Origin of the sequence: Paenibacillus foliorum, assembly GCF_013141765.1 — a bacterium.
Lineage (GTDB): Bacteria > Bacillota > Bacilli > Paenibacillales > NBRC-103111 > Paenibacillus_S > Paenibacillus_S foliorum.
In genome coordinates this window covers 24,075-47,496 of sequence record NZ_WHOD01000082.1, presented here as the reverse complement: position 1 = coordinate 47,496, position 23,422 = coordinate 24,075, and the positions used below count along the sequence as shown (strand labels likewise).

21 protein-coding genes are annotated in these 23,422 nt (G+C 44.5%); 10 read left to right on the top strand and 11 right to left on the bottom strand.

What is annotated here, in order from left to right; genetic code table 11:
* Positions 1-13: 13 nt before the first annotated feature.
* The gene (locus tag GC093_RS21815; RefSeq protein ID WP_171654023.1) at positions 14-1,270 is read right to left on the bottom strand and encodes a methyl-accepting chemotaxis protein; all 1,257 of its coding nucleotides are present in this window, start codon (positions 1,268-1,270) and stop codon (positions 14-16) included.
* Positions 1,271-1,444: 174 nt separating this feature from the next.
* Between GC093_RS21815 and GC093_RS21810 the strand changes: the two genes are divergently transcribed.
* The 8 genes from GC093_RS21810 (at position 1,445) to GC093_RS21775 (ending at position 6,515) form a co-directional block, all read left to right on the top strand.
* A complete protein-coding gene (locus GC093_RS21810) occupies positions 1,445-1,837 on the top strand; it encodes a VOC family protein (protein ID WP_171654022.1) in 393 nt (130 codons plus the stop codon).
* Between the two features lie 201 nt (positions 1,838-2,038).
* Positions 2,039-2,767 (top strand): stalk domain-containing protein, encoded by a 729-nt coding sequence (locus GC093_RS21805; protein ID WP_171654021.1) that lies wholly within the window; start codon positions 2,039-2,041, stop codon positions 2,765-2,767.
* Between the two features lie 201 nt (positions 2,768-2,968).
* Positions 2,969-3,358 (top strand): O-methyltransferase, encoded by a 390-nt coding sequence (locus GC093_RS21800; protein WP_171654020.1) that lies wholly within the window; start codon positions 2,969-2,971, stop codon positions 3,356-3,358.
* Positions 3,359-3,575: 217 nt separating this feature from the next.
* Positions 3,576-3,929, top strand: a complete 354-nt coding sequence (locus GC093_RS21795) for a hypothetical protein (RefSeq protein WP_171654019.1) — start codon at positions 3,576-3,578, stop codon at positions 3,927-3,929.
* A 43-nt stretch (positions 3,930-3,972) separates the two neighbouring features.
* Positions 3,973-4,155 carry a hypothetical protein gene (locus tag GC093_RS21790; protein WP_171654018.1) on the top strand — a complete coding sequence of 61 codons (183 nt, stop codon included), beginning with the start codon at positions 3,973-3,975 and terminating at the stop codon, positions 4,153-4,155.
* Between the two features lie 105 nt (positions 4,156-4,260).
* Positions 4,261-4,752 (top strand): cation:proton antiporter regulatory subunit, encoded by a 492-nt coding sequence (locus tag GC093_RS21785; RefSeq protein ID WP_171654017.1) that lies wholly within the window; start codon positions 4,261-4,263, stop codon positions 4,750-4,752.
* 4 nt (positions 4,753-4,756) lie between these two features.
* Positions 4,757-5,983, top strand: a complete 1,227-nt coding sequence (locus GC093_RS21780) for a cation:proton antiporter (protein WP_171654124.1) — start codon at positions 4,757-4,759, stop codon at positions 5,981-5,983.
* Positions 5,984-6,053: 70 nt separating this feature from the next.
* Positions 6,054-6,515: a hypothetical protein gene (locus GC093_RS21775; protein WP_171654016.1), complete on the top strand. Its 462-nt coding sequence runs from the start codon at positions 6,054-6,056 to the stop codon at positions 6,513-6,515.
* 102 nt (positions 6,516-6,617) lie between these two features.
* Here GC093_RS21775 and GC093_RS21770 read toward each other — a convergent pair whose 3' ends face one another.
* Positions 6,618-6,845, bottom strand: a complete 228-nt coding sequence (locus GC093_RS21770) for an alpha/beta-type small acid-soluble spore protein (protein ID WP_133226880.1) — start codon at positions 6,843-6,845, stop codon at positions 6,618-6,620.
* 200 nt (positions 6,846-7,045) lie between these two features.
* Between GC093_RS21770 and GC093_RS21765 the strand changes: the two genes are divergently transcribed.
* Positions 7,046-7,525, top strand: coding sequence for a hypothetical protein (locus tag GC093_RS21765; protein WP_171654015.1), 480 nt, complete (start codon positions 7,046-7,048; stop codon positions 7,523-7,525).
* Between the two features lie 34 nt (positions 7,526-7,559).
* The gene (locus GC093_RS21760) at positions 7,560-9,320 is read left to right on the top strand and encodes a Rieske (2Fe-2S) protein (protein WP_171654014.1); all 1,761 of its coding nucleotides are present in this window, start codon (positions 7,560-7,562) and stop codon (positions 9,318-9,320) included.
* A gap of 32 nt (positions 9,321-9,352) precedes the next feature.
* On the opposite strand, the gene GC093_RS21755 is transcribed toward GC093_RS21760, so the two are convergent.
* The 9 genes from GC093_RS21755 to GC093_RS21715 all read right to left on the bottom strand — a co-directional run bounded on the left by GC093_RS21755 (position 9,353) and on the right by GC093_RS21715 (position 23,152).
* Complete coding sequence (locus GC093_RS21755) at positions 9,353-11,593, bottom strand: PAS domain-containing sensor histidine kinase (protein ID WP_171654013.1); 2,241 nt, start codon at positions 11,591-11,593, stop codon at positions 9,353-9,355.
* Between the two features lie 201 nt (positions 11,594-11,794).
* Positions 11,795-14,077, bottom strand: a complete 2,283-nt coding sequence (locus GC093_RS21750) for a helix-turn-helix domain-containing protein (protein ID WP_171654012.1) — start codon at positions 14,075-14,077, stop codon at positions 11,795-11,797.
* A 54-nt stretch (positions 14,078-14,131) separates the two neighbouring features.
* On the bottom strand, positions 14,132-14,959 hold the full coding sequence (locus GC093_RS21745) for a carbohydrate ABC transporter permease (protein WP_171654123.1): 828 nt from the start codon (positions 14,957-14,959) through the stop codon (positions 14,132-14,134).
* Between the two features lie 75 nt (positions 14,960-15,034).
* Positions 15,035-15,940 (bottom strand): ABC transporter permease, encoded by a 906-nt coding sequence (locus GC093_RS21740; protein ID WP_246315003.1) that lies wholly within the window; start codon positions 15,938-15,940, stop codon positions 15,035-15,037.
* 76 nt (positions 15,941-16,016) lie between these two features.
* Positions 16,017-17,606: a type 2 periplasmic-binding domain-containing protein gene (locus tag GC093_RS21735; RefSeq protein WP_171654011.1), complete on the bottom strand. Its 1,590-nt coding sequence runs from the start codon at positions 17,604-17,606 to the stop codon at positions 16,017-16,019.
* Between the two features lie 136 nt (positions 17,607-17,742).
* The gene (locus GC093_RS21730; protein WP_171654010.1) at positions 17,743-19,620 is read right to left on the bottom strand and encodes an FAD-dependent oxidoreductase; all 1,878 of its coding nucleotides are present in this window, start codon (positions 19,618-19,620) and stop codon (positions 17,743-17,745) included.
* Positions 19,601-20,437: an FAD-dependent oxidoreductase gene (locus GC093_RS21725; protein ID WP_171654009.1), complete on the bottom strand. Its 837-nt coding sequence runs from the start codon at positions 20,435-20,437 to the stop codon at positions 19,601-19,603. Before GC093_RS21725 ends, GC093_RS21730 begins: the two co-directional genes overlap by 20 nt.
* A 309-nt stretch (positions 20,438-20,746) precedes the next feature.
* Positions 20,747-22,324 carry a malate synthase A gene (gene aceB / locus GC093_RS21720; protein ID WP_171654008.1) on the bottom strand — a complete coding sequence of 526 codons (1,578 nt, stop codon included), beginning with the start codon at positions 22,322-22,324 and terminating at the stop codon, positions 20,747-20,749.
* A 63-nt stretch (positions 22,325-22,387) separates the two neighbouring features.
* Positions 22,388-23,152, bottom strand: coding sequence for a fumarylacetoacetate hydrolase family protein (locus tag GC093_RS21715; protein ID WP_171654007.1), 765 nt, complete (start codon positions 23,150-23,152; stop codon positions 22,388-22,390).
* Between the last annotated feature and the right edge of the window lie 270 nt (positions 23,153-23,422).

Sequence of the window (23,422 nt, the reverse complement as noted above, 5' to 3'; positions counted from 1 at the left end):
GCTGGACAAATTTCTACAATTTAAAGAGCTGCATAGTCTGCTGTAGCTTAGTAACCAGCTTAGTCATTTGCTCCGATTGATCAACAATGTCTTGAACAGCATGAATTTGCTCATTCATTGATGCTGAAACCTCTTGAGTCCCTGCGGCCGATTGCTCAGTTATGGCGGAAATGCTTTCCATAGTGCCGGAAATCTGTTGGGCACTGTTCAGCATTTGTTGGCTTTCGCTCGCAAATGAGGCTATCTGCTCTGAAATAAATTTGACGCTGCTAACGATTTCAGCAAAGACAGTCTCCGTTTCAGAGATCAATATCGTTTGTCTGTTAACGATTTGTTCGTTCTCGGCGATATGCGTCAGTGCTTGGCGGATACCTTCCTCGATGCTGCGTACCAGTTCGAACACTTCTCTGGTAGAGGTTGTGGACTCCTCGGCCAGCTTACGCACTTCCTGTGCTACAACGGCAAAACCTTTTCCATGCTCCCCTGCCCGAGCCGCTTCAATAGAGGCATTAAGTGAAAGCAGGTTGGTTTGCTCCGCAATTTCAGAAATGGATCGTGTAATTTGGGAAATATTATTAGCCTTGGAAGCGAGCTGATCAATTGTCCGTGAAACGTTAGAGGTTGCTTCTACGTTACGTTTCATACCAGTTCCTTGATTTTCAACGGATTGGATACCTTTTTCTACTAAAGAAAGCATCTGCCCGGATCGTGAATTCATTTCCTGTGTTGAAGCCGTTAGGCCTGTTACTTTCTGTTCAATATCTTTGGTTGCGATAGAGATATCTGAAATTTCCTCAGAAATTTGGTTAGCACCAGATGCGAGCTCATTAGAGGAAACCGCAACCTGCTCCAAAACAACCTTTAAATTTTCATTTTTGAAAAAAATATCTCGGCTTGAGTCAAAAACATGCTTCGACATCGTACCTGTATCCTGCAAAATCTCACGAAGCTTGTCCATCATTTTGTTAAAGGATGTACCCAGCTCGCCTAATGCATCGTCAGATTGAACGATAACCTTTTGTGAAAAATCACCTTTAGAAATGTTTAATGCAATCCGGGAGATATTACTTATCGGTTCTGTAAGCGCTCTCTCGAACCAGCTGATAAAAGGAAAGCTAAGTCCTATCATGACCACCAAGAAGATAATGCCTAAAACCATAAGATCAGGAGATTTTGTAATCATAATAATTAATGCGATAGAATAAAGAGCGAATATCGCGTAACAACCGAATTGCAGCTTCTTTTTAAATGACAAGGCTTGAAAATTCATCAGCATATCCCCTTTTGGAATGTATGTAAAAATCTTACTTATGTCAGCATTATATCACCCAATAGTACCATGGTCTATAGTCCGAATCCCGATACTTCAACATGCTTCGACCTTTTTAGTCACAATAGGACTTTGGATGCAAAAAACTAATAACGAATGGAGTAGATGTGGACTATGATTACTTATTCAGGAATTCATCATGTAAGTTTGACCGTGCGGGATCTGGAGCGTGCCAAAGCCTTTTATACAAAAGTGCTTGGCTTAAACGAAATTGAGCGTCCGCCCTTTGATTTTGCTGGAGCGTGGTATGCGGTTGGCGAGGGTGGTCAGCAGCTGCATTTAATTGTTCATGAAGGGGAAACGCTGCGGCAAGGTGAGATTAATACACGTGATGGACATTTCGCGATTCGGGTTGGCAGCTACAAAGAGGCGATTGCTTGGCTGGACCGGCAAGGTGTTCCGTATGAGGCCAGACCGTTTGCCAAAGCAGGCTTTCCGCAAATCTATGTGCTCGATCCGGACCGGAATATCATTGAATTCAATGCGGAGCAGTATGATGGGGAATAAGATGGTGCAATAGAACTGTAGTTTACAATTTATCCTAGATCGATGATCTAGGATTTTTTAGTTTTGCGTCATTACAGAAATGTATGCGTTGCAGTAATCGCTCATCACGAGCACTATTAGTCATTGAAAGAGGATAACAATTTAATCAAATTATGGTAATATTAGTGTGGTCCCCGCATGATTACCCAATGGAGGTTTTGGATGAAAAAGTTTATTATCGGACTAAGCTGCGGCTTAATTATCTCTATCTGTAATATTGCTTATGCTTCTGAATCGATTAAAGCTATCTTATTCCCAGTAAAGTACACATTTAATGGCACGGAACGAAAGCTTCCATCCAATTATAAGACTTTAAATATCGATGGAGATACTTATGTGCCGACACGTTTTTTAGCAGAAAATATGGGCTCCTATGTTGCGTATGATGAAGCGGCCAAAACGATTAACGTTCAATTTCCATCGCTATTAGAAGTTAAATCAGATGTGCATTCAAATAATGAAAACGATATTTTCACCCTGTCTCTCTTTTCAGATAAAACATCTTACAAGAAGAATGAATTTATGAATATTTGGGCCAATCTGCGATATAAAGGCAACTCGGATCTCGATATTGAACATACAGGTCAAATTACTAGCTTCTATATTAAGGATGAGAAAGGAAATCGGGGCGATCTGGGAAGGACCTTTGCGGTGTTTCCTTCAGTATTAAAGCCAGGCGTTGAACATAAAAAAAATTTTCCACTGTGGCTACTGCAGCAATATAACTTTGATTATCATAATTTTGATAACAGGATCGAGGATACACGCTTATTCCCAACCACTTTACCTTCAGGTACTTACAAGATAGGCGTTGAAGCTCGTTATATTCTCAATCATGCTTATAAGGACGAAATAACACTAAAAACTGAAATAGAAATAACCGTTGAATAAGATCATTATAGGATTAGAGCCCCTTGCAGCTAATGCTGGCAGGGGTTATTTGTGTCACTTTTTGTATCTAAATGTTGAAATTTAGGAAGTTTTCTGAATATTGTAAATTTTTGTTGAATATAGTAAATATATTACATATAATGGGGCTACAGCCCTAGAGGCTGTAGGAAATATAATTCAAAACTAGGTAGGAGGATGTTAATGATATTAGAAAATGTACCTTTGGCCAGACAGCTTGAGATTGTATTCCGGGAAATAAAGGAGGAGCTGGCTCAACTGACCTCAGGAACAGTATTTGTGCAAATCCGAAACAATGTTATTGGCAAGTTCGGGGTTAGGGCGTTTCCACTTGAGAGTAAAGGAAGCCAGTTGCACAAAATGGAAAGGGGGCTTTCGGACCCGGAGCTGCAGACGTTTAGAATGACGGCTATGGAATCCTTGAAGCTCAAAAATTGGAGTCATGGTGAAATCCTGTTCGAATTCGCCAAGCGGCAGGACAAGCTGTGTACAAGCGTGGCCTTCGAGTCAAATTACAACATGGCAAGTATCTTCACGGATAAAGGGAAAGACAGAGATCATCACAGAAAATAAGGTTTAATTTTTATTATTCCGCACTTATTCCTTATTCATTTAAAGAGAGCACCTCTTCGTCTTGGTATTTGGAAGCGTTAAGCTGACGGTACTGGCGGAGGGGTGTTTTACATATTTTTATCTGTGATTTTTGCCTAATGTAAGTCTTGAAATTTGCCGAAAACGACGATTTATGGTATAATTTCATTGAAAACACGAGGAAAGGAGGTGTAATTGAATGATATCTCTTCATAGGTCGTCCAATCGTTTGTTTTCTATTATTATGATTGCTGTATTTATGCTTTTCACCACACCAACCCCTAGTCTGGAAATTCATGCTGGCGAAACCGTTCGAACCTCTTCTTCTCAAGGAATTGAGTACAATACCAACCTGGTTGTTCGGAAAAACACGGTTTCTGAGAGTAAAAGATTTGCCTCCTATGTCCCCGCCTTATTATTTGTGTTATGCGTTGTACTTCATTTATCTTTACGTGCATTGCCAACAACCCGCGCTTCGTTTCGCCCCCAGATTGCCCGTCGTTTAACTCGTATGCTGTTGCTCCCCATCAAATTCACTTCACTTAACGTGTAGTTTTTTCTAGTCCTCAGTAAGCTTATAACGTCCATTTTTGAACATGCTGTTTGAGCTGTTTGCATCTGAAAATTTTCATGCAGCCAATGGTTTATTTGATGCTGCCTATGCTTTGTTTGAAACCGAAAATAATGGACATGAGGGTTTATTTATGCTGCCTATATCTTGTTTTTTTGAAAAAAACATGGATGTGAGGGTCTATTTAGTGCTGCGCATAAATGGTTAGCCTTATTGGCTTGGCATCCCCTACTCATGCTTAATATAAGTAATTTTTGAAGCTGCATTATATAGTTCAAATAGTTCAGAAGAACCTTTAGGAGGATTTATATCTATGAATATTCGGGAAATTGAGCTTCCGGGCATTGGTAAAAAGTTTCAGGTGACCACGCGAGGAGGCGATAAGTTAGTAATTGTTATCCATGATGATGGAAGAAGAGAATGCTACCATTTTGATCATCAAAACGCTGAGGATAGCATCTCTTTGGTTACTCTGGATGATGATGAGGCGCGGCTGGTTGCCGGTATTATTGGCGGTATGAACTACAAACCGAAGGCACTAGAGACTATTGAAGTTGCGTTGGATGATTTGATTATCGAATGGTATCGGGTGGAATCCGAGTATAAATGCGTAGGCCAAACGATTGGCGATTTACGCGTTCGTCAAAACACAGGCGCTACGATAATTGCCATTGTAGAGAAGCAAAAAAAAGTTATAAATCCGGGACCGGATATTGTCATAACTGCAGAGTCTACCCTAGTAGTAGCTGGAGAAAGGGGGCAGCAAAAGCATTTTAAAAATATTTTAATGAATGGACGTGGGTGAACGTATGAACTATATGGTATTTGAAATAGGATTGGCGATCGGACTTATTGCGCTTGCTGGATTACTGTCGGCTAAATTGCGTTTCTCGGTCATCCCCTTTTATATATTAGTCGGTATGGCAGTAGGGCCTCATTCCATTAATTGGTGGCATTTTGATTTGCGTTTTATAGAAAGCGCTGAGGTCATTGAGTTTCTCGGAAGAATCGGGGTTTTGTTTTTATTATTTTATTTGGGGCTTGAGTTTTCGGTGGGGAGACTTATCAAGTCTGGAAAATCCATTGCTCTGGGTGGAACCATTTATATCCTGATCAATTTCACGCTTGGCTTATTGTTTGGTTGGCTTGTCGGGCTGCCGATGCTTGAAATTTTGATTGTTGCGGGAATTACGACCATTTCATCGAGCGCGATAGTGGCTAAAGTGCTGGTTGATTTAAAACGAACAGCAAACCCTGAGACCGAAATGATACTGGGCATCATTATGTTTGAGGATATATTTCTTGCCATTTATATTTCTATCGTGTCCGGGCTTGTGCTCAGTGGCTCTACCTCGATTGGCGGGGTTGTTCTCTCAGCGTTAATCGCGCTTGGATTTATGCTGCTAGTTCTCGTAGTAGGGCGTAAATCCGTCCCTTTTCTCAATCGTTTCTTGCAAATACGCTCCAATGAGCTGTTCCTACTCGTTATATTTGCTGTACTGTTTATTGTTGCGGGCTTCTCCGAAACGATCCATGTGGCAGAAGCGATTGGAGCGCTGTTAGTTGGGCTGGTGCTTGCAGAAACGGAGCATATGAAACGAATTGAGCATTTGATTTTACCGTTCCGTGATTTTTTTGGGGCGATCTTCTTTTTCAGCTTCGGGCTGACGATTGACCCATTCTCACTTGGGGGAGCCGTGTGGTTATCTCTGGGAGCTGTGCTGCTGACGCTTGCAGGAAATTTTGCCGCTGGTATGTGGGCGGGTCACTCGGCTGGCCTTTCTCCGAAGGCCTCGGTAAATATTGGTCTCACAATTGTTGCGCGAGGAGAATTTTCCATTATTATGGCTAATTTAGCTAAGTCCGGGCATCTACTGCCGGTTATACAGCCGTTTGCAGCACTGTATGTTCTTATTCTGGCTGTGCTTGGACCGCTGCTGACAAAGGAAAATAAGCACGTTTATGCAGTCTTGGACTTTCTATTTAAAATATCGGCCATAGGCAGTAAAAAGGCTAAAAAAGCTGAAACACAGTGACGCTATCATGTGCCTCAAATAAGTAAATCGGAACTTGACTTCTATTCCTTTGTGGGTGAGGAGGAGTTGGATGAAAACATTAAAAGAGTATGTTTGGGATTGGGATGGGGTAGGACTGGGCCAACAGGCACTGTTTACTTTAACAAGCTATGAGACTGAGCTAATCGATGGGGGCTCGGTACTGGAGCATATGCAGGAAACGAGTACCGTAGCAGCTTATGTCATTGCAATGGCTACTGCGCTTTATTGTGTGAGCCGACTTTCTAAACGTTCATCTATAGTCCGAATACTAAGAGTTAGCAGCTGTCGGATTGTTGAGATTAGTGAAGCGATTACAAGCGTTACAGGTCGCAGGGCAGTATTGCTTGGCAGTAAATCGAGCAACAAGGGATTGCCGGTGCAAACGCTTCGGTTGGAGATTTACAGATTAGAGGAAGTGATGCTATATGATTTAATACGAGCAATCGACCAAGAGGCAGATATAGAGATTCTTTCGGTTACTTCCTTGTATGGGGAAAGTGGAAGCAGATAGAAATGGATGTAAAGCCTCGCTGACAGCTTTTGTTGGCGGGGCTTTTCAATTGGAAAAGGCGACCCCTGGGGAGTCACCTCGTGTAAGTATGGAAGCCAATCATTATCTTGAAAACTTGCCTGCAAGCTGTTGTTCTGCGATCTGTACAAGACGACGGGTGATGTGGCCACCGATTGCACCAGTGTCACGAGTTGCCATGAAGCCATAGTAACCATCTTGCGGAATTTGAATGCCCAATTCTTGTGCTACTTCGTATTTGAGCTGCTCCAAAGCTTGGGAAGCCTGAGGTACAACCAAAACGTTGCTGCTGCGGGATTGTCCTTGTGCCATAGTTATCACCTCCGTTCCTTAGGTAGTATGTGTCAAAAGATGAAATATACACATAGGAAAAAATGGAAAATGAATCCATTAAAATTTAGTTATTTAATACAAAAGCAAGGCGGCTATACATCCTATTTTAGTATGCTTATAATGAAGGATATGGTTTGTACCGGAACGGAACCAGAGGGGAAATAAAGGAGCTGTGACTTATGTTTACTTTACAGTGCAAAGGCTGGTCATGGGATAAGGACCTGCAAATTATTCATGCCGATGTATACCTTGAAGTGGATGGGGAAGTACTCATAGACGAGCCGTTATGTGTGGATGTGGGGCTGCCTGCTCTTCTGTACAGTATATATCGGGATGTAGAACCGAATCGTTGGGCATCGCCTGATGACTGCTTTCGGATGCCTTTTTTCTGTTGCGGTTGTGGTGACCCGGAGTGCAGGGCATTTTCGTTTCGTGCCCGACATCTGAATGAAGGAATGCTGGAGCTGACGGAAATAGAGGAAAGACAGCATGCAGAGCCTAGAATATTGGGCACCTACTTGGTTCCATTGGAGGCATACAAGACTCAAATTATTCCCATTGCCCTCGAGTACCTGTCTTTCGTAAAGGGTTTGGAATATAGGCCTTATTATACGGATACAACTAAGGTGGTCGAACAATTGGTAAAAGGTGTATACTAATTAAAGAGGAAGTTTCTGGAAGGTGGCGAGTAGAATGAGTTCGGCAGAATGGGTGCTGGCGGGAACGCTGGAAGAATTGAAAACCAGCGGCTCCAAGGTGATAAAAGGAGGAATAGCTGTCTTTTATCATGAGGATAAGGTGGCTGCTGTGGACAACCGCTGTCCTCACCTTGGTTTTCCGCTTCATTTGGGAAGCGTTTGCAATGGGGTTCTGACCTGTCACTGGCATCATGCTCGCTTTGATGTTTGCAGCGGGGGGACATTGGATCCATGGGCGGATGATGTTCCGGCGTACGACATTAAGATTGAGGGGAATGAAGTTTGGGTTAATGCCAAGTCAAGGAATACCGATACGATAGAGAAGCTAAAGCGCAGGCTGCAGGAAGGGCTGGAGCAGAACATCGGAATTGTAATAGCGAAGGCTGTAGTAGGACTGGTTGAATCAGGTGTACCAGCGGATGCTATCGTTCGTATTGGGATTGAGTTCGGCACGTCACAAGGTACAGGATGGGGATCAGGCTTGACGATTCTAACCGCTATGCGCAGCGTATTGTCTAAGCTGGACAAACCGGGACAGATTCTTGCCCTGTATCATGGTCTTGTGCACGTTGCCAGAGCCAGCTCCGGACGCGCTCCCCGCCATCTACTCGGTCCCATGCCAACAGCAGGAGCTCATGCGGATCGACTCCTGGAATGGTACAGAAGCTGCGTTGAGGTCCGGGATACACAGGGCGCAGAGAAAGTACTGCTGACCGCAATCTCCAACGGCGTCCCAATAGAAAGGCTGGCAGAAATGATGCTTATTTCTGTGACCGATCATTTTTATTTGGACGGCGGGCATACCTTTGACTTTCACAACAAGGCATTCGAGGCCTTGGAGTATACAGGAGCCGACTCGGTTGAACGGATTCTGGCTTCGCTTGTTCCGTTAGTTGGTGATCCTGCCCGCAGCGAGGAATTGCACCATTGGCAGGCGCCAGTCGATTTAGTTAGCCCTTTAAGACAAGCATTTGAGCGGATTCAGAAGCAGAAGCAGCGGGACATCTCCGAGCAAGAAGATCTTCTGGATGAGGAGGCATTTGTAGAGCTTGTATTAAGTGATCGTCCGATCGAGACCGTTGAACGAATAGTGGAGCTCATTGTTGCAGGGGAAGCTCCTGTACGTCTAGCCCGACTTATTACCGTAGCCGCTGCGGAACGTATCGTCCGGTTCCATACGCAAAACGATTTCCGGGACTGGGTAGCGGTGCTGCATACATTTACTTATGCCCATGCCGTGCATGAGCGGCTGCATCGCTCTCAAGAGACTCTGCTAAACAGGGCGCTGTTCTATGGAGCGATGGCGGTTTACCATGACCGGTTTCTAAACGTCCCTAGGGCGAACAGGCCTAAGATCAGTGACAAGGAGGAGACAGACGGCAGAGGTGGCGGTGGCTCTCCGGAGGAGCTGCTGGGGCTGCTGGATCAGAGGCAGCAGGTCAATGAAGCAGCCAGCTGGGTTGCTGAATACTTACGCGCTAAGGGAAGCCCGGAAGTACTGCTCAATACGTTAGGCCACTGTTTGCTTCGGGAGGATGCTGAATTTCATACGTTCCAGATGTACGAAGCAGCTGTAGCGGAATACGGACATTGGGAGACACGCTCCGATGCATTTGCTGAATATGCCAAGGAAACCATTTTACTTGCCTGTACCCGTTATTTAGCGGCTCATGCACCAACTGCGAGGGAGCTTCCTCACACTGCAAAAATTGCTTGGCGATTATATCGGGGGGAACGGCTGTTTGAGGAAGAATAATAGAAATAGGCTGCAGCTGCTGCAGCCTATTTCTAATCCTGAACAATTGGAAAGCTAACTTCGATGGTTGTCCCTATATTTTCCTTACTAAATACAGTAACCTCACCATGATGATTTTCAATAATCCGTTTACTAACCATGAAGCCCAAGCCGGTTCCATTTTCTTTAGTCGTGTAAAAGGGTTGCCCTAATTTGTATAGGATATGTGCGGGAATTCCACATCCCTGATCTATGAAACGAAGCAATAAGGTATTGTTTGCTTTACTGGTCAATTGAATAACTAAAGTTCCGCCGCTTGGCATGGCTTCAATCGCATTTTTAATAAAGTTGATACACACCTGCTTCAATTGATTTTCATCACATTGAATATGGGGAATCGATGAATCGAATTCCGTTATAATCTGGACATTATTGATGATAGCCTGAGTTTCTAACAGGGTAGTCACTTGGGCTAACAGCACACGGATGTCTTTACGTTCCAGTTGAACCACCTGAGGCTTTGCCAGTATTAAAAGTTCATTTAAAATCACTTCAATGCGCTCAATTTCGGAGGTTATGATATCATAATACATCTTTTTCTCGGAAACTCCCGATTTCATAAGCTGAATAAACCCTTTAATTGCGGTGATCGGGTTGCGAATTTCATGAGCGATACCTGCTGCGAGCTGACCGGCAATGGATAGCTTTTCGGATTGTATCATTAATTCCTCAGCTTTCTTTTTGTCGGTGATATCTCTCATAATAACGGCCCATCCACTTATATTGCCATTTTCATCACGAATACAAAAGCTTGATAAAGTAACCTTTAGATCAACGCCATCTCTTCTATTTCTGACGGTTTCGTACCCCTGGGAGGTCTCATTGGATTTTATTCGGACAAGATTTTGAGTGACCTCCCACTTTAGGTTGGATGGAATAATGGGTAAATCCGTTATATTCCGTCCAACGATCTCGCACTCTGTCCAACCATACATAGTTTCAAAAGCTTGATTGATTCTGACTGCTTTGTCTTCTAAATTCATAATAAGAATGGGATCCACATTATGATCAATAAACGATTCCAGCTGCTCCTTTGCCGCTTTTAACACATTTTCCGCTTGTTTACGAGAAGTGATGTCCCTACCAACGGCTAGTATGTTTATGATTTCTCCTGCTTCATTCCGTATGATTGTGGCGGTTGTTTCAAACCATACATAGTGACCCTGCTTATGACGAATTCGGCATATAAAGATATCAATATCTGAATTTTGCATCAGGCAATTATTGACCAACGGGGCTGCATCATCCGGATGCCAAAATTCTATCGCTACTTTACCTACATATTCATCAGGCTCATAACCAAGTGAAGCTTTTATAGAGGGAGAAACATATCGAGTTATACCGTCAGGCGTTGCAAATGAAATAATATCTTGTACATTTTCTGAAAAGAGCTGGTATAATTGTTGGGTTTCTTCCAGCTTTTTTGTCAGTTCTTTTTGATAAGTGATATCTCTTGCAATTCCATAGACACCTATGACTTGTTGGTCAACAATGATCGGGATATTGGTCACATCAAAAGTTGTATAGTTGTTATTTTTATTAATAGCTACAGCTTCATAACGTTGTGCAATCCCTTTTGTCGCTTGATTGAAATGGTATTCCACCTGCGGAAGGCATTCGGGATCTGTGAGGGCACGAAAGTTCATCGCATTTTCAACGATTTCTTGGTATGTATATTTCATCGTGTTCAAAAAGGATTGATTAACAAAGACATGATTTCCATTTAAATCCATGGAGTAGATCAAATCAGGATGGTGATTAAATAAGGAGCTATGGTGCTGAATATCGTACTGTAAGTTGCGCTCTTTTGGGATTCGTTCAGAGCCTTCATCTTGATATTCTTCTTCATCCAGCTTTTGATCATTTGCCTCCATAAATTGTGATAAAAGATATAAGGGGTCTCCATGCTCTCCCTTAATTAAAGATAATGTGGATTTTATCCATATAGTATCGTTCTGTTTATTTAATAAACGTTTATCCGATTGGTACAATTCAAGGGAACCCTCAATTAATTGGTTCGTGAATGCCAGATCCGCCGCCACGTCATGGGGATGGGTAATATCTGAAACAGTCATTTGAAGCAGCTCATTCTCCGAAAATCCTAGCATTGCGCAAGCAGCAGGATTTACTTTAAGGATGGACCCATTCAATGCTAATAGTGTCATGCCAATTGGAGCATATTGAAATGCTTGAACGAATAATTGTTGACTTGCTAGCTGTATCTCAACCGCCATAACCATCCTCCTAATAAATAAGCTTAGTTAATTAGAGCTTCTAGCAATTGAACTGTTTTCCTTCTCATATATGAAAACTTTGAATAATTATTATTTAGAAATATTTGGTGTATACAACTGGCATAAACGTTGAGCACCATGAGGGGGGCATAACGATCGCAGACAAAAAGGAACCTGAGGCGAAGCCTCAGGCTTTTCTTATTAGTATTTACTGCTTTCACGATAAGAGCTTGGAGTCACGCCCTCGTATTTTTTGAACAGACGAATAAAGGTACTGATGCTGTAAAAGCCAACCAGATCGCATATATCTTTGATGAATATTTCGTCGTTTAGCAGCAGCAGCTTGGATTTCTCGACACGAAGCTTATTGAGATAGTCGGTCAATGTGTCACCAACCTGCTCCTTGAAATAACGGGATAGGTAGGAGGGATGAATTCCGAAGCGTTCCGAGATTGTATTTACTGAAAGATTGTGATCACGATACTGATCGTTGATGAAGTCGAGGATGTCCTCCTTGAGTCGGAAATTGTGGCTCTTCTTCTTAGATTCTACATGTCCGCAAACTTTTCGTAAGAAAACGGTCATTCGATCCTTCATAGCAGATACGGTAACGCCGTTCATAAGATCTTGGATAGCCTTCATGTTCTCTTCATACAGCTCGGACTGGCCTAAATTGACCTCAATAGCTGCTTTCATCATCGTGCTTATCATATCGAACATCAGGCACCGGACCATCTCTATGGAAAGGTTAACCTCCGACAAGTTGAAATGGATGACCTCGTCCAAAACTCCCTTGGCCTGATCAAATTCGCCTGCTTTGACATAATTGATCAACTGCTGTTCTTTCTCCATAGGATACACGTACGACATCCCTTGATTCTTGATTTGGTCATAGAAAATGATCGTCTGCGTTCCGAGCAGCATCTTATATTCCATCGCTTCCAATGCTTCCTGATAAGCGGCCGGAAGCTCCGCGACTGATCTATGCAGAGTGCTGACTGCTGCGGTGAAATAGATGTGAAACCGGGTGCCGATGAAACGCTGCGCTTCCTCGGCAATTCTCACTAAATCCTGCTTGGCATCCTCAGGCCCCGTGCCTGACTTAAAATTGACGATGCAGGCCAGCATTTCGTCGATTTCCACCATCCAGCCTTGATGCTGCTGACAGGTCAATTCTTCCACGATGTTGGAAACAATCAGTCGAACGAATTCACGTTTCTTCTCAGCGTCCGTTTCATCCTGACGGAAAAAGCCGCTGAAATCCTCCAAATAGAACAAAAGAACCGTGAAGTCCTCCGAACGAAAGGCTACCTTGTATTCCGACATAACCTGCTGAACTGGAAAATCATGCTGGATTCTTCCTTTCAGCAGTCGGACGAACAGACTCGAACGCAGCACATTTTTTTGCTTTTCGAGCATCTGATTCATTTCATTGTTACGGTCCATGGTGTTTTCTATGGCTTCTTCGATATAATCGTATTCATTGAGAGCTGAGTGCGGGTCCAGCTTAGAGCGTTCAGCTAATGCACGGACAAGCTGCCGGAGCGGATAATAATTACGCCTAGCCAGCAGTACGGCAAGTACGGTACCTATGAGTAAAGCAATGAAAAGGGTAAGAAGGGTTAAATTGCGGACATACTCGGCTTTCTCGCTATACAGGCGGGATGGGAGGACGTAAACATATTTCCAATTGGTCCGATTGGATTGAATATAGGAAATGACCACATTTTCATTGTCCCACCTGCTGTGAACGACTCCAAGATCTCCGTTCAATTGGTCAAAGCTGCGCGGTCCTTGTTTCTTTTTTTCAGAGGAGGCAAGAATTTGGTTCGATCCATCGACAATATAAACCTTGCCTTGATTATAAGATTGAATGTTCTGAATAGCCGACAGCAGGCGTTCTTCATTTAATTCAATGACCAAAGTAGCGAGCGGTGTATTCCGTTCATCAATGGGTAATGATTGAGCGAATAGGATACCAGCTGCTGCTTGCCCCTCTACTTCCTGCATATTGAAAAACTGTCCCCTGTACTTCTGCTCAAGGAATCGCTTCCATTCTTCCAAAGCCAAACCGGATGAGGAGAGCATGAGATCATAATACATGGGTGTGTCATAATAGGAGGTCTCCGTCAATACAAAGCCGCCAGTCCGAAAATATACATAGAAGTGATCGACATACCGGTTGGTATTGTTATATACCTTGAAATCAGTAAGAGCTTGCACCATAGTAATCCGGTCCTCAGCTTCAAGATTCTCGGGCGTTCGCATCAATTGACGTATTTTGGGGTTAAACGCAATCATCTCGCTAAGGCGGTAGGTGTAATCTATATGACCGTCGATATCTTGTTGAAGCTGTGAGAGCAAGGCTGTATTAGCTCGGTTAATTTCGTCCTCGATCACTTGTTTCGTTTGGAAATATACCACCAGCATCATCACAATGGGAATCAGCAGCACCAGAGCGTATGAGCGAAGCCATCTATTCATCACACTGTTAGTTATTCGACCGTTCACTGCTACCACTCTCCGTAGTTCTATGCATTATCCTTTTATAGACCCAATCATAACACCTTTTACAAAGTATTTCTGCATAAAGGGATAGATGAATAGAATGGGCAGCGTGGCTACCATAATCGTCGCATATTTGATGCTTTCGCCGACTGCTTCCACCTCTCCGGCAGAGGATTGACTGGTCATATAATCGGTGCTGTTTTGGATCAAAATTTCCCGTAGAATCAGCTGAAGCGGAAACAAATCTCTATCCCGCAAATACAGCATAGCTGAAAACCAGGCATTCCAATGACTCACTCCATAAAATAGGATCATAACTGCAATGACAGGCATGGACAATGGGATCACAACACGAAACAGTATCGTAAAATCCTGTGCTCCATCCATTTTAGCCGATTCAACGAGACTTTCAGGGATCGAGCCGAAGGATGTGCGGAGAATGATCAAATTCCAGGTTGAGATCAGGCCGGGTATAATCAGAGCAAGCAGATTATTGCCAAGATGCAGCCAGTTATTTACCAATAGATAAGAAGGAATCATGCCTCCTGAGAAAAACATCGTAAACACAATCAGAAGCATTATTTTGTTTGTCCAAGGCACCCCTTTACGAGATAGCACGTAGGCTCCCATGCAGGTTAATACTAAGTTCAGCAGCGTGCCGAGTGCAACAATAATTAAGGTGTTGCTATAGCCTCTGATAATGTTTGGATTCTGAAATACAAGCTTATAAGCTTCAACGGTAAACCCTTGCGGCCAGAGTAGAACTCCGTTATGTGACATAAGCAACCTGGAATCGCTGAAGGAAGACATTAGCACGTAAACAAAGGGATATAGTGTAATGGCAACCATCAGCAGCATGAATAAGGTATTAATAACCGAGAACGTCACTTCTCCGGTGCTTTTACGAATGGTGTTCAAGATAGGTCATCCTCCTTACCATAGGCTGCTTTCGCTAAGCTTACGGCTTATTTTATTTGCTACAATCAGCAGCAAGAAATTGACTGCGGATTGGAACAAGCCAACGGCTGTCGCATAGCTGAACTCGAACGAAGAGCCAAGACCCTTGCGGTAAACGAAGGTATTGATAACATCGGCGGTGACGTAGGTGTTTGGATTATAGAGCAGAATAATTTTTTCAAAACCGATATCGAGCATATGGCCGATTTTCAGGATAAATAAGATGATGATGATAGGTGCAATCCCGGGCAGTGAAATATTCAAGGTCTGTTTCCAACGGTTAGCTCCATCGATTTTGGCAGCTTCATATAGCTCAGGGTTAATGCCGGTAATAGCCGCTAAATATATGATTGAGCCCCAGCCGACACTTTGCCAAATATCCGATGCGATGTAGACGGTGCGGAAGTATTCTGGATGTGCGAGCAGTGCCGTGCGTTCCATGCCGAACCAAACCAGCAGATCGGTAATGACGCCTTCTCTCGCGACGAATTGAGTGATCATTCCGCATACGATAATAAGGGAAATAAAGTGAGGCAGATAAGTAATGGTCTGAACCATGCGTTTGAAGTAACGGCCTCCTATTTCATTGATCAGCAGTGCGAATAGAATAGGAGCCGGGAATGCAAACAACAGCTGGTATACATTCAGCAGCAAAGTATTTTTGAGCAGGCGTACGAAATAGTAGCTGTCGAAGAAGCTTTGGAAATGCTTGAATCCAACCCATGGACTGTCCATAAAGCCTTGTGCGACCCGGTAATCCTTAAAGGCGATAAGCGCCCCATACATCGGCACATAGTGGAACAATACATAATAAAGCAATACGGGGAAAATCATCAGGTATAAATACTTATGCTTTCTGTAGTCAAGCCGCAAACTTCTCATAATGTCAGGTTCACCCCCAAATATCTTGAAAACAAGCTGGCAGGGCATCCGGTGCGGTCGCCCTGCCACATGCCTTCTATTTACGTTTGTTATAGCGCTCCATTGCAGCTTGCTTGAGGGCGATGGCGCGTTCAATTTTGAGATTTTTCAATTGGTTTTTATATTTATCAAATTGGCTAAGAGGCTCGGCGCCCATGACGAATTTCAGGAACATTTCGCTTTGGTACGTATTGATTTCAGCCATAATGGAAGATAATTCACCGGCTTCTTCCGGTGATTGGGATATGCGTGGCAGCAATATTGCATCTGCATTCTTCTGGTGCTTGCTGAAGATGGCGGAAGCTTCCTTCTGCTGCTTAAGAGCAAAATATTGATCGGCATAGCGATCATCCCCGACAAGTCCAGGTGAAGGTTGGGCGACACGCAAATATTTGGACATCGCTTCGCCTATAGATAGCTTATCTGGATTGTTAGTAATCAGTTCTGAATATTTAGGATATCCATTCACCATATTGTAGGTTTGGCCTTCCACGCCGAATGATTTCAACATATGGCCTTCATTGGAATAGAAGGTATCCAACCATTTGGCCGTTTCAGCAGCATGCTTATTGGAGGGCGTTATTCCTGCGCTGCCGCCACCGCGGTATTCATATGGCTTGTTGATGAATTTAGGCTCATCGCCTTTACGAAGCACGGGATAGGGAGCTCCGACCAAATCATATTTCGGATCTTTACTCTGCATGGCGTTCAAATATTTGCCTATTCCGCCGCCGACCGCCGCAGTAAGGGCGCCTGCAGTATTATTCGTTATTTTGGCATCCAGGGACTTGGCATCCTGAGTAGCGAAGTCAGGGTCAATCAGACCTTCCTTATACCAAGCATTCAATTGAGTCAAATAATCTTTATAAGCAGCTTCATAAGGACCGTATTTAATTTTCCCATTGTCCTGATAAAACTCCCACCCAATACCATATGCGCCATTAAACAGCTCTTTATTGAAGTCAGATAGACGGATCGTAAATGGAGCTTTGCTGCCTTTCTTTTCCTTGAACTGCCGCAGTACATTCGTCCATTCATCTATAGTTTCAGGTACGGTTAAGCCTAAGTCAGTAAGCCAATCTTTGCGCAGGACTAGACCGCTGGATACGGCGTTGTTGCCGATTCCGATGCCAGGAAAGACATAGATGCTGCCGTCGTCGGTCACAATTTCTTTCTTGAAGCTGGGATGCTCATCTAAGAATTTTTTTAAGTTGGGAGCATTTTTGTCTATAATTTCATTCAATTTGATCAGCACTTTATCCGAAATCGCTTTCTCAGGACCTCCCGGATATTTGGTGAAATCACTCTCAATGATGTCAGGAAGATTACCGGAGGCGATCATAAGATTAAATTGCTCGTTCTCACTGCCGACTGCTGGGTGTTGAAAATCCACTTTTATGCCTGTACGTTTTTCCATTTCTTGATAGACCAAAGCTTCACTGAAGCTTTTCAAGGAGCGAGCGGCATCGGCAGGCATCGCAACCCAATAAGTGAGCTTAACCGGGCCTTTCGATGGTTGCTGTGCTTTGTCTGCTGCAGAGTCTGTTTGATTAGAGGCTGAGCATCCGCTAAGCAGGCTTCCTGTTAAAGCCACAAGGACCGTATAGATTCCAATTTTTCGTTTCAAGTTCGAGACCTCCCTGATTATCTTCTTCTTTATACAGGCCTTCTTCTAAGTATACTTAGGTATACTTGGAATGCGATATTCAATGTCTACTCAGGCTTTGCAATTCATGACAATGTCTGGTTTGGAGCTGAATAAGTTAGCTGTGTACAGCCTCCGTCTGCCATCTTTCTAATTGCTCAAGCACAATGCTGCGAACGGTTTCCGCCATGTCGAAGTTCAGGTCTTTGGTTGGCTTCAAGGTGACCATGATAGAGAATTCAGGGTCTTGGACTAGGGGGACGATAACCTCTGCTATAGACTTCCTAATCTCTGGATGCTGCTCCGCTATACGGAATAATGCCATAAGGGAGAAGGAGAAGTATTGGAAAAAGTATTCATCATTATGATTAATAAACTCTACATCTGTAGAGAGATTTACAAACTGCTCCCGGTTCAGCATAATGTCCAGCAGCTCGGTCACAATTTCTGTATCCTTGAGCTTACCAAGCATGTATATGGAGGCATAGCCGCGTACTTGATTGTATTTACGGCTTGTTTGGGGTACGAATGTGTCCCGTTCCCGCATCATTTCTCTCAGTACAGGGATGGCTGAGGCATCTCCTTGCAGCGCCAGAGCAAAGGCACTGTTTTTGCGCAAATGCTCATCATCCTGCTGAGACATCCATCCTCTCAAAGTGGCATTGATCGCAGCGCCTATTCTTTTGGATGACCAGATTGCGATACCCGGCTTAAGGCTTCGCAATCCCTCATGAATTTCCTCGTGTTTAGTAAGCCAACCGAAGGAAGTAATGCTATCGTCCTGAGTGGACAGGCTCTCCTTGAATCGGACGTGATTGGAAGGGCGCAGACATCCATTTCTCAGCAGCAGCGGCTTCAGGCGCGCGTAGGGGATATCGCGTAAGGGCAGCTGATCCTGAATAGCAACTAACGCGGCTAGCGCTGCGGCTTCACCGCATTTTTGCATATCGCGCTTCATCCGCACGCAAGCAGCCAGATCATGGTCAATGGCCAAGGAGCGGCCTGCAACCATGACATTGTCATAACCTTTGGGAATGATGGCCCCAAGTGGAATAGGAACGGACATCGTAATGCCCCACATGCTTGCAGCTACGGCCCAATCCTGCTGCAGCTCGCTTTCGAAAGCAATGTCTTTACCATGGTTATCAATATTGGAATAAGCGTAAAACAAGGGTTGATCGGACAGTCGGTCCTCCAGCACATTCGCAAAGGTAACCTGCTCCTCTCCTTCGATGAATCTTCCTTCGCGAATTCCCAGTTGCGGGGCAAGCTTAAGGAATTTACATGATTCCTCGAAACGATCAGGCAGATGGGTAGCCATGCAGGCAGAACGGATAATAGCTTGACTCAGATCGCTTGCATTCGTTTGATCGACATACCCGGAGTCAGTGTAGAAAACACGGACCGCTTCGTTCTGTATGCTTATAACAGGATTAGAATAAGGCTGAACCTTGCCATCGATAGCTCGCCCCATCTTGCTGGCAGCTCCGATCATCGTTGTTATCTCTGCATCTCCTGACGCATCGATCAATATATGGCACCGGGCCTCCTCGACTCCGCAGGGGCCGATCCATCTGACGCCCTGCGCGGCAGCGCCCTCCATGTATACCCCGATCACGGTACTCTCAAATTTCAGGCTTACGCCTGCGTCCAAGGCGTGCTGATCCAGTACATATTTCTTTAGCTCGGCATTTATGCCTCCGGCTTTTGTATAGCCAACGGAGTCCAAATGATGTACTTCAGTATCTATTTCCTCAAACAGACCACCCTTTGAGCCGTAATAATACCCTACAATCGCACCGACTGTGCCTGCGCCGCCCATTGCGGTTAGACGTTCCAGTCCAAGCACGCGCAGTCCATTCCTGGCGGCGGTAATAGCAGCAATAGCGCCCGCTGTGCCCAGTCCTACTACAATAACGTCATAAGTCTGAATGAAGGCTGTGCTTTCTGATGGCTTGGTTATCACATTTCCTTGCTCACGTTGGTACAACATCATGTCGGTAGCCTCCTTTTCCATATGCATAGCCTGCATCCATTGCAACCAGCGGGTTGTCATAAGCACAGGAGGGGAGCCACACCCAGCCTTCTTTCAGCTCCTCGAAGCGGCTCGTCGGTGTAACGGTAAATTCGTCCGCAACAGCAGCGATGGTCCAGCCCTTCAGCTCCTCAGGTCTATCCTTCCAAACATTGTGCAATGTCTGTCTCGCCCCGGTCCAATCGGCAGAAGCGGGAAGCGGCAGCTGTAGGTAAGCCTCAGATGCAAAGGCGCCTGCGGTCATACGGTTATCTAATACATCCGGTATAAGCTGTCCACCTGCTGGTTTAACATGATGCAGCACTGCACTAATCGACTTGGCCTTAGCGGGAAATCTGCCTGGTGCAGATCTGCAATCGGATGTTGTGTCGACGATCCGATGTGCGCGTATTGTCCGGATACCACTCACATCGAATAATGTTACGTCATAACCATCTGCCTGCTTCTTAATTTCTATGAGCTCCGTCATAAATTGGACAGCTTCCGATAGACCGGCTTTGAGTAAAAGCTTATACAGGATAGGAGGGATACCACCCAAATGAACCTTACCGTCAGAAGTCAGCAGCTGTCTCACCAGCAGCTCCTGCTGGAAATCTCGGGTAAGCTGATGTTCCGGCAGTCGGCTCCAGCTTGTGCCTGTTCGATAACAGTTAATAAATTCATGACCAACCAAGGTTGTTCGTTCCACAAGCAGCGCTTCTTGATGTCCTAATCTGTGAGCTAAGCCAATTCCAGTGAAGGTTGCTCCTATAATGAGCGTCTCAATCGTTTCTTTCATGTTCTCCCCCCAAAGTTCAAGTATTTGCTGTTATTTCCTTTGAAGATACCCGATGCCCTTTTGTTGCAAAATCTGTGAAGAGTGTATGGAGCTGACAAGGAATCAACGAATGTGGCTTCAGTATAAGCAGGCGCCTGAGGGGATGACAATCTGCATTTCCTTTAGGGATGTTCATTTGATAACTATGTCACCACATGGAAATTCTTTTGATAAATGCACATCCGTTATATGCCCAAAAAAAGCCTCCATCCATAGGACGGCTTAGTGCCGAACCATAGACAGAGGCTATAATTAAAAGGAAGAATTGCATTACAAGTATCGATATCCCGGCAGCGTAAGGAAATCTACGAATTCCGAGTCTGTGGTCATCTTGGCAAACAAGCTGCTGGCCAGCTCGAACTTGCCTTTATTGAAAGCATCCTCTCCCCAAGCCTGCTTGATGCTCTCAAGCTCCTCTTGAAGAATTTGCTCGAATAGCTCAACGGTCACTTTTCTCCCGTCCTCCAGCACACCCTTCGGATGTCGAATCCATTGCCACACTTGAGCACGTGAAATTTCCGCAGTTGCCGCATCCTCCATGAGGTTGTTGATAGGAACTGCGCCATTGCCTCTCAGCCAAGCTTCCACATATTGAATGCCCACGCTTACGTTAAGTCGTAATCCAGTTTCTGTAATCGGACCGGTAGGTACCTCTAACAAATCGGCTGCTGTAATTACCACGTCGTTCAACTGCTTGCCGACCTGATTAGGTTGCGGCATGATTTCATTAAATACTTTCAAGGCAATAGGAACCAGACCGGGATGGGCAACCCATGTTCCGTCGTGGCCATTGCTTGCTTCGCGCAGCTTGTCGGCATGTACTTTATTCATGGCTTCTTCGTTAGCTGCCGGATTGTTCTTAATAGGGATTTGCGCAGCCATACCGCCAATGCAATGTGCAGCACGTTTATGGCAGGTTTGGATAGCCAGAAGGGAGTAAGCCTTCATGAACGGGGAGGTCATAGTAACTAAACCCCGATCCGGCAAAATGACATCAGGCTGGTTGCGAAGCTTCTTGATGTAGCTGAAAATGTAGTCCCAGCGTCCGCAGTTCAATGCTGCAATATGCTCGCGAAGCTCATACAATATTTCGTCCATTTCAAACGAACCAAGAATAGTTTCGATCAATACCGTAACTTTGATGCTTCCTTGCGGAACACCTAGCGCTTGTTGGGCATATACGAAAACATCATTCCACAAGCGGGCTTCCAGATGGCTTTCCAGCTTCGGAAGGTAGAAGTAAGGACCGCTGCCGTTATTCAATAGCTGCTTCGCATTATGAAAAAAGTACAAACCGAAATCAAATAAACTGGCCGAAACCGGTTGACCGTCTAGCTGCAGATGCTTTTCTTCCAAATGCCAGCCACGGGGTCTTGCAATCAGCACAGCAACCTCATCATTCAGCTTGTAGGTCTTCCCCTCAGGGCTGACAAAGTCAATCGAACGGAGTATGGCATCGCGTAGATTGATTTGACCTTGTACAGAATTCTCCCAAGTCGGAGAGTTAGCATCTTCAAAATCAGGCATAAACACTTTTGCTCCGGAATTGAGCGCATTGATAACCATCTTCCGGTCCCCGGCAGGTCCGGTGATCTCGACTCTACGGTCCTGCAAATCCTGCGGCACCTTGGCTACTGTCCAGTCACCTGAGCGGATAGCTGCGGTTTCAGCAAGAAAATCAGGCAGCTCTCCTGCATCGATTTTCGCTTGTCTTTCCGCTCTCTTTTGCAGCAATTCCTTACGAATTGGGCCGAACTTACGCTGTAGGCTGGCTACAAATTCCAATGCTTCTGGAGTCAAAATTTCCTGAAATGCTGGGTTTAATTTTCCTTTTATTTCAACGCGCATCGAATTAACACCCTCTCAAGTCGGTTTTATGAAGGTTACATTACTTGATTTCCAAGTCAAGCTTTAAGCGTTAACAACAGGGTTGTACAAAATGCCGATTTCTTCAATGATGCAAGAGATTTCGTCGCCTTTTCTCATAAATTCAGCACCTGATGGTGAACCGGATAATATAACGTCACCTGGCTGCAGAGTCATAACGCGGGATAGGTAAGAGATGAGGAAAGGGACGTTTAAAATAATTAAATCAATGCCGCTGTCCTGCTTCTTAATTCCGTTGTGAACGGCTTGAACTCGTATCGAATCCAACGGAAGCTCCGTTTCAATATACGGACCGAGAGGTGTGAAGGAATCGAATGATTTACCTACCATCCAATGACCATTAGGATGAAAAAATTGCGGAGCTGTCACATCGTTAGCTATGGTGTAGCCGAATACGTAATCCAATGCGTCCTGCTCAGAAACATGGCGCGCAGTTTTGCCGATAATTACCGCCAGCTCCGATTCGAACTTAACTTCCTCTATGCCGGAAGGAATGACGATAGGTTCTTCAGAAGCGATGACCGAGCTAACAGGTTTATAGAAAAATACAGGAATCTGCGGAGGCTGCTCCGGTTTAACGCCTCCTGGTACTATGTAATTACTTCCGACTCCAATAACTGAACGAGGCTCCAGTGGAGGGAGCAGGGTTACATTACTTAAATGGTTGGAGGGACCGGAATAGGTCCGGCCGTTAAACAGATTGCCTTCGATTTCATACAGGGTTTGCTCCCTCAGGACAGCGCTTTTTATTAAGCCAGTTTGTTTTTCCTGATAACGGGCGAATTTCATCGGCTCATCAGCTCCCTTTATTAGTATAAGTTCAATATAATGAACTTGGTTCAGTAAAATTATGAAATAATCATATCACCTTCAATATGCAGGGTCAATATAAAGGTAAGAATGTTTTTGGGATAGCAGCTGAGCCGTAGAGAGAACAATAAAGTCTTAAGTGGGGTCCGTGTGGTTTATAATCTACGTTTGCGCGTTGGAAGGAGCTAGTGTGTGGGGGTTACGCCGTAGTTGAAGTCGTGTACCGTAGAAAAAAAGCCCTCAAGTTTC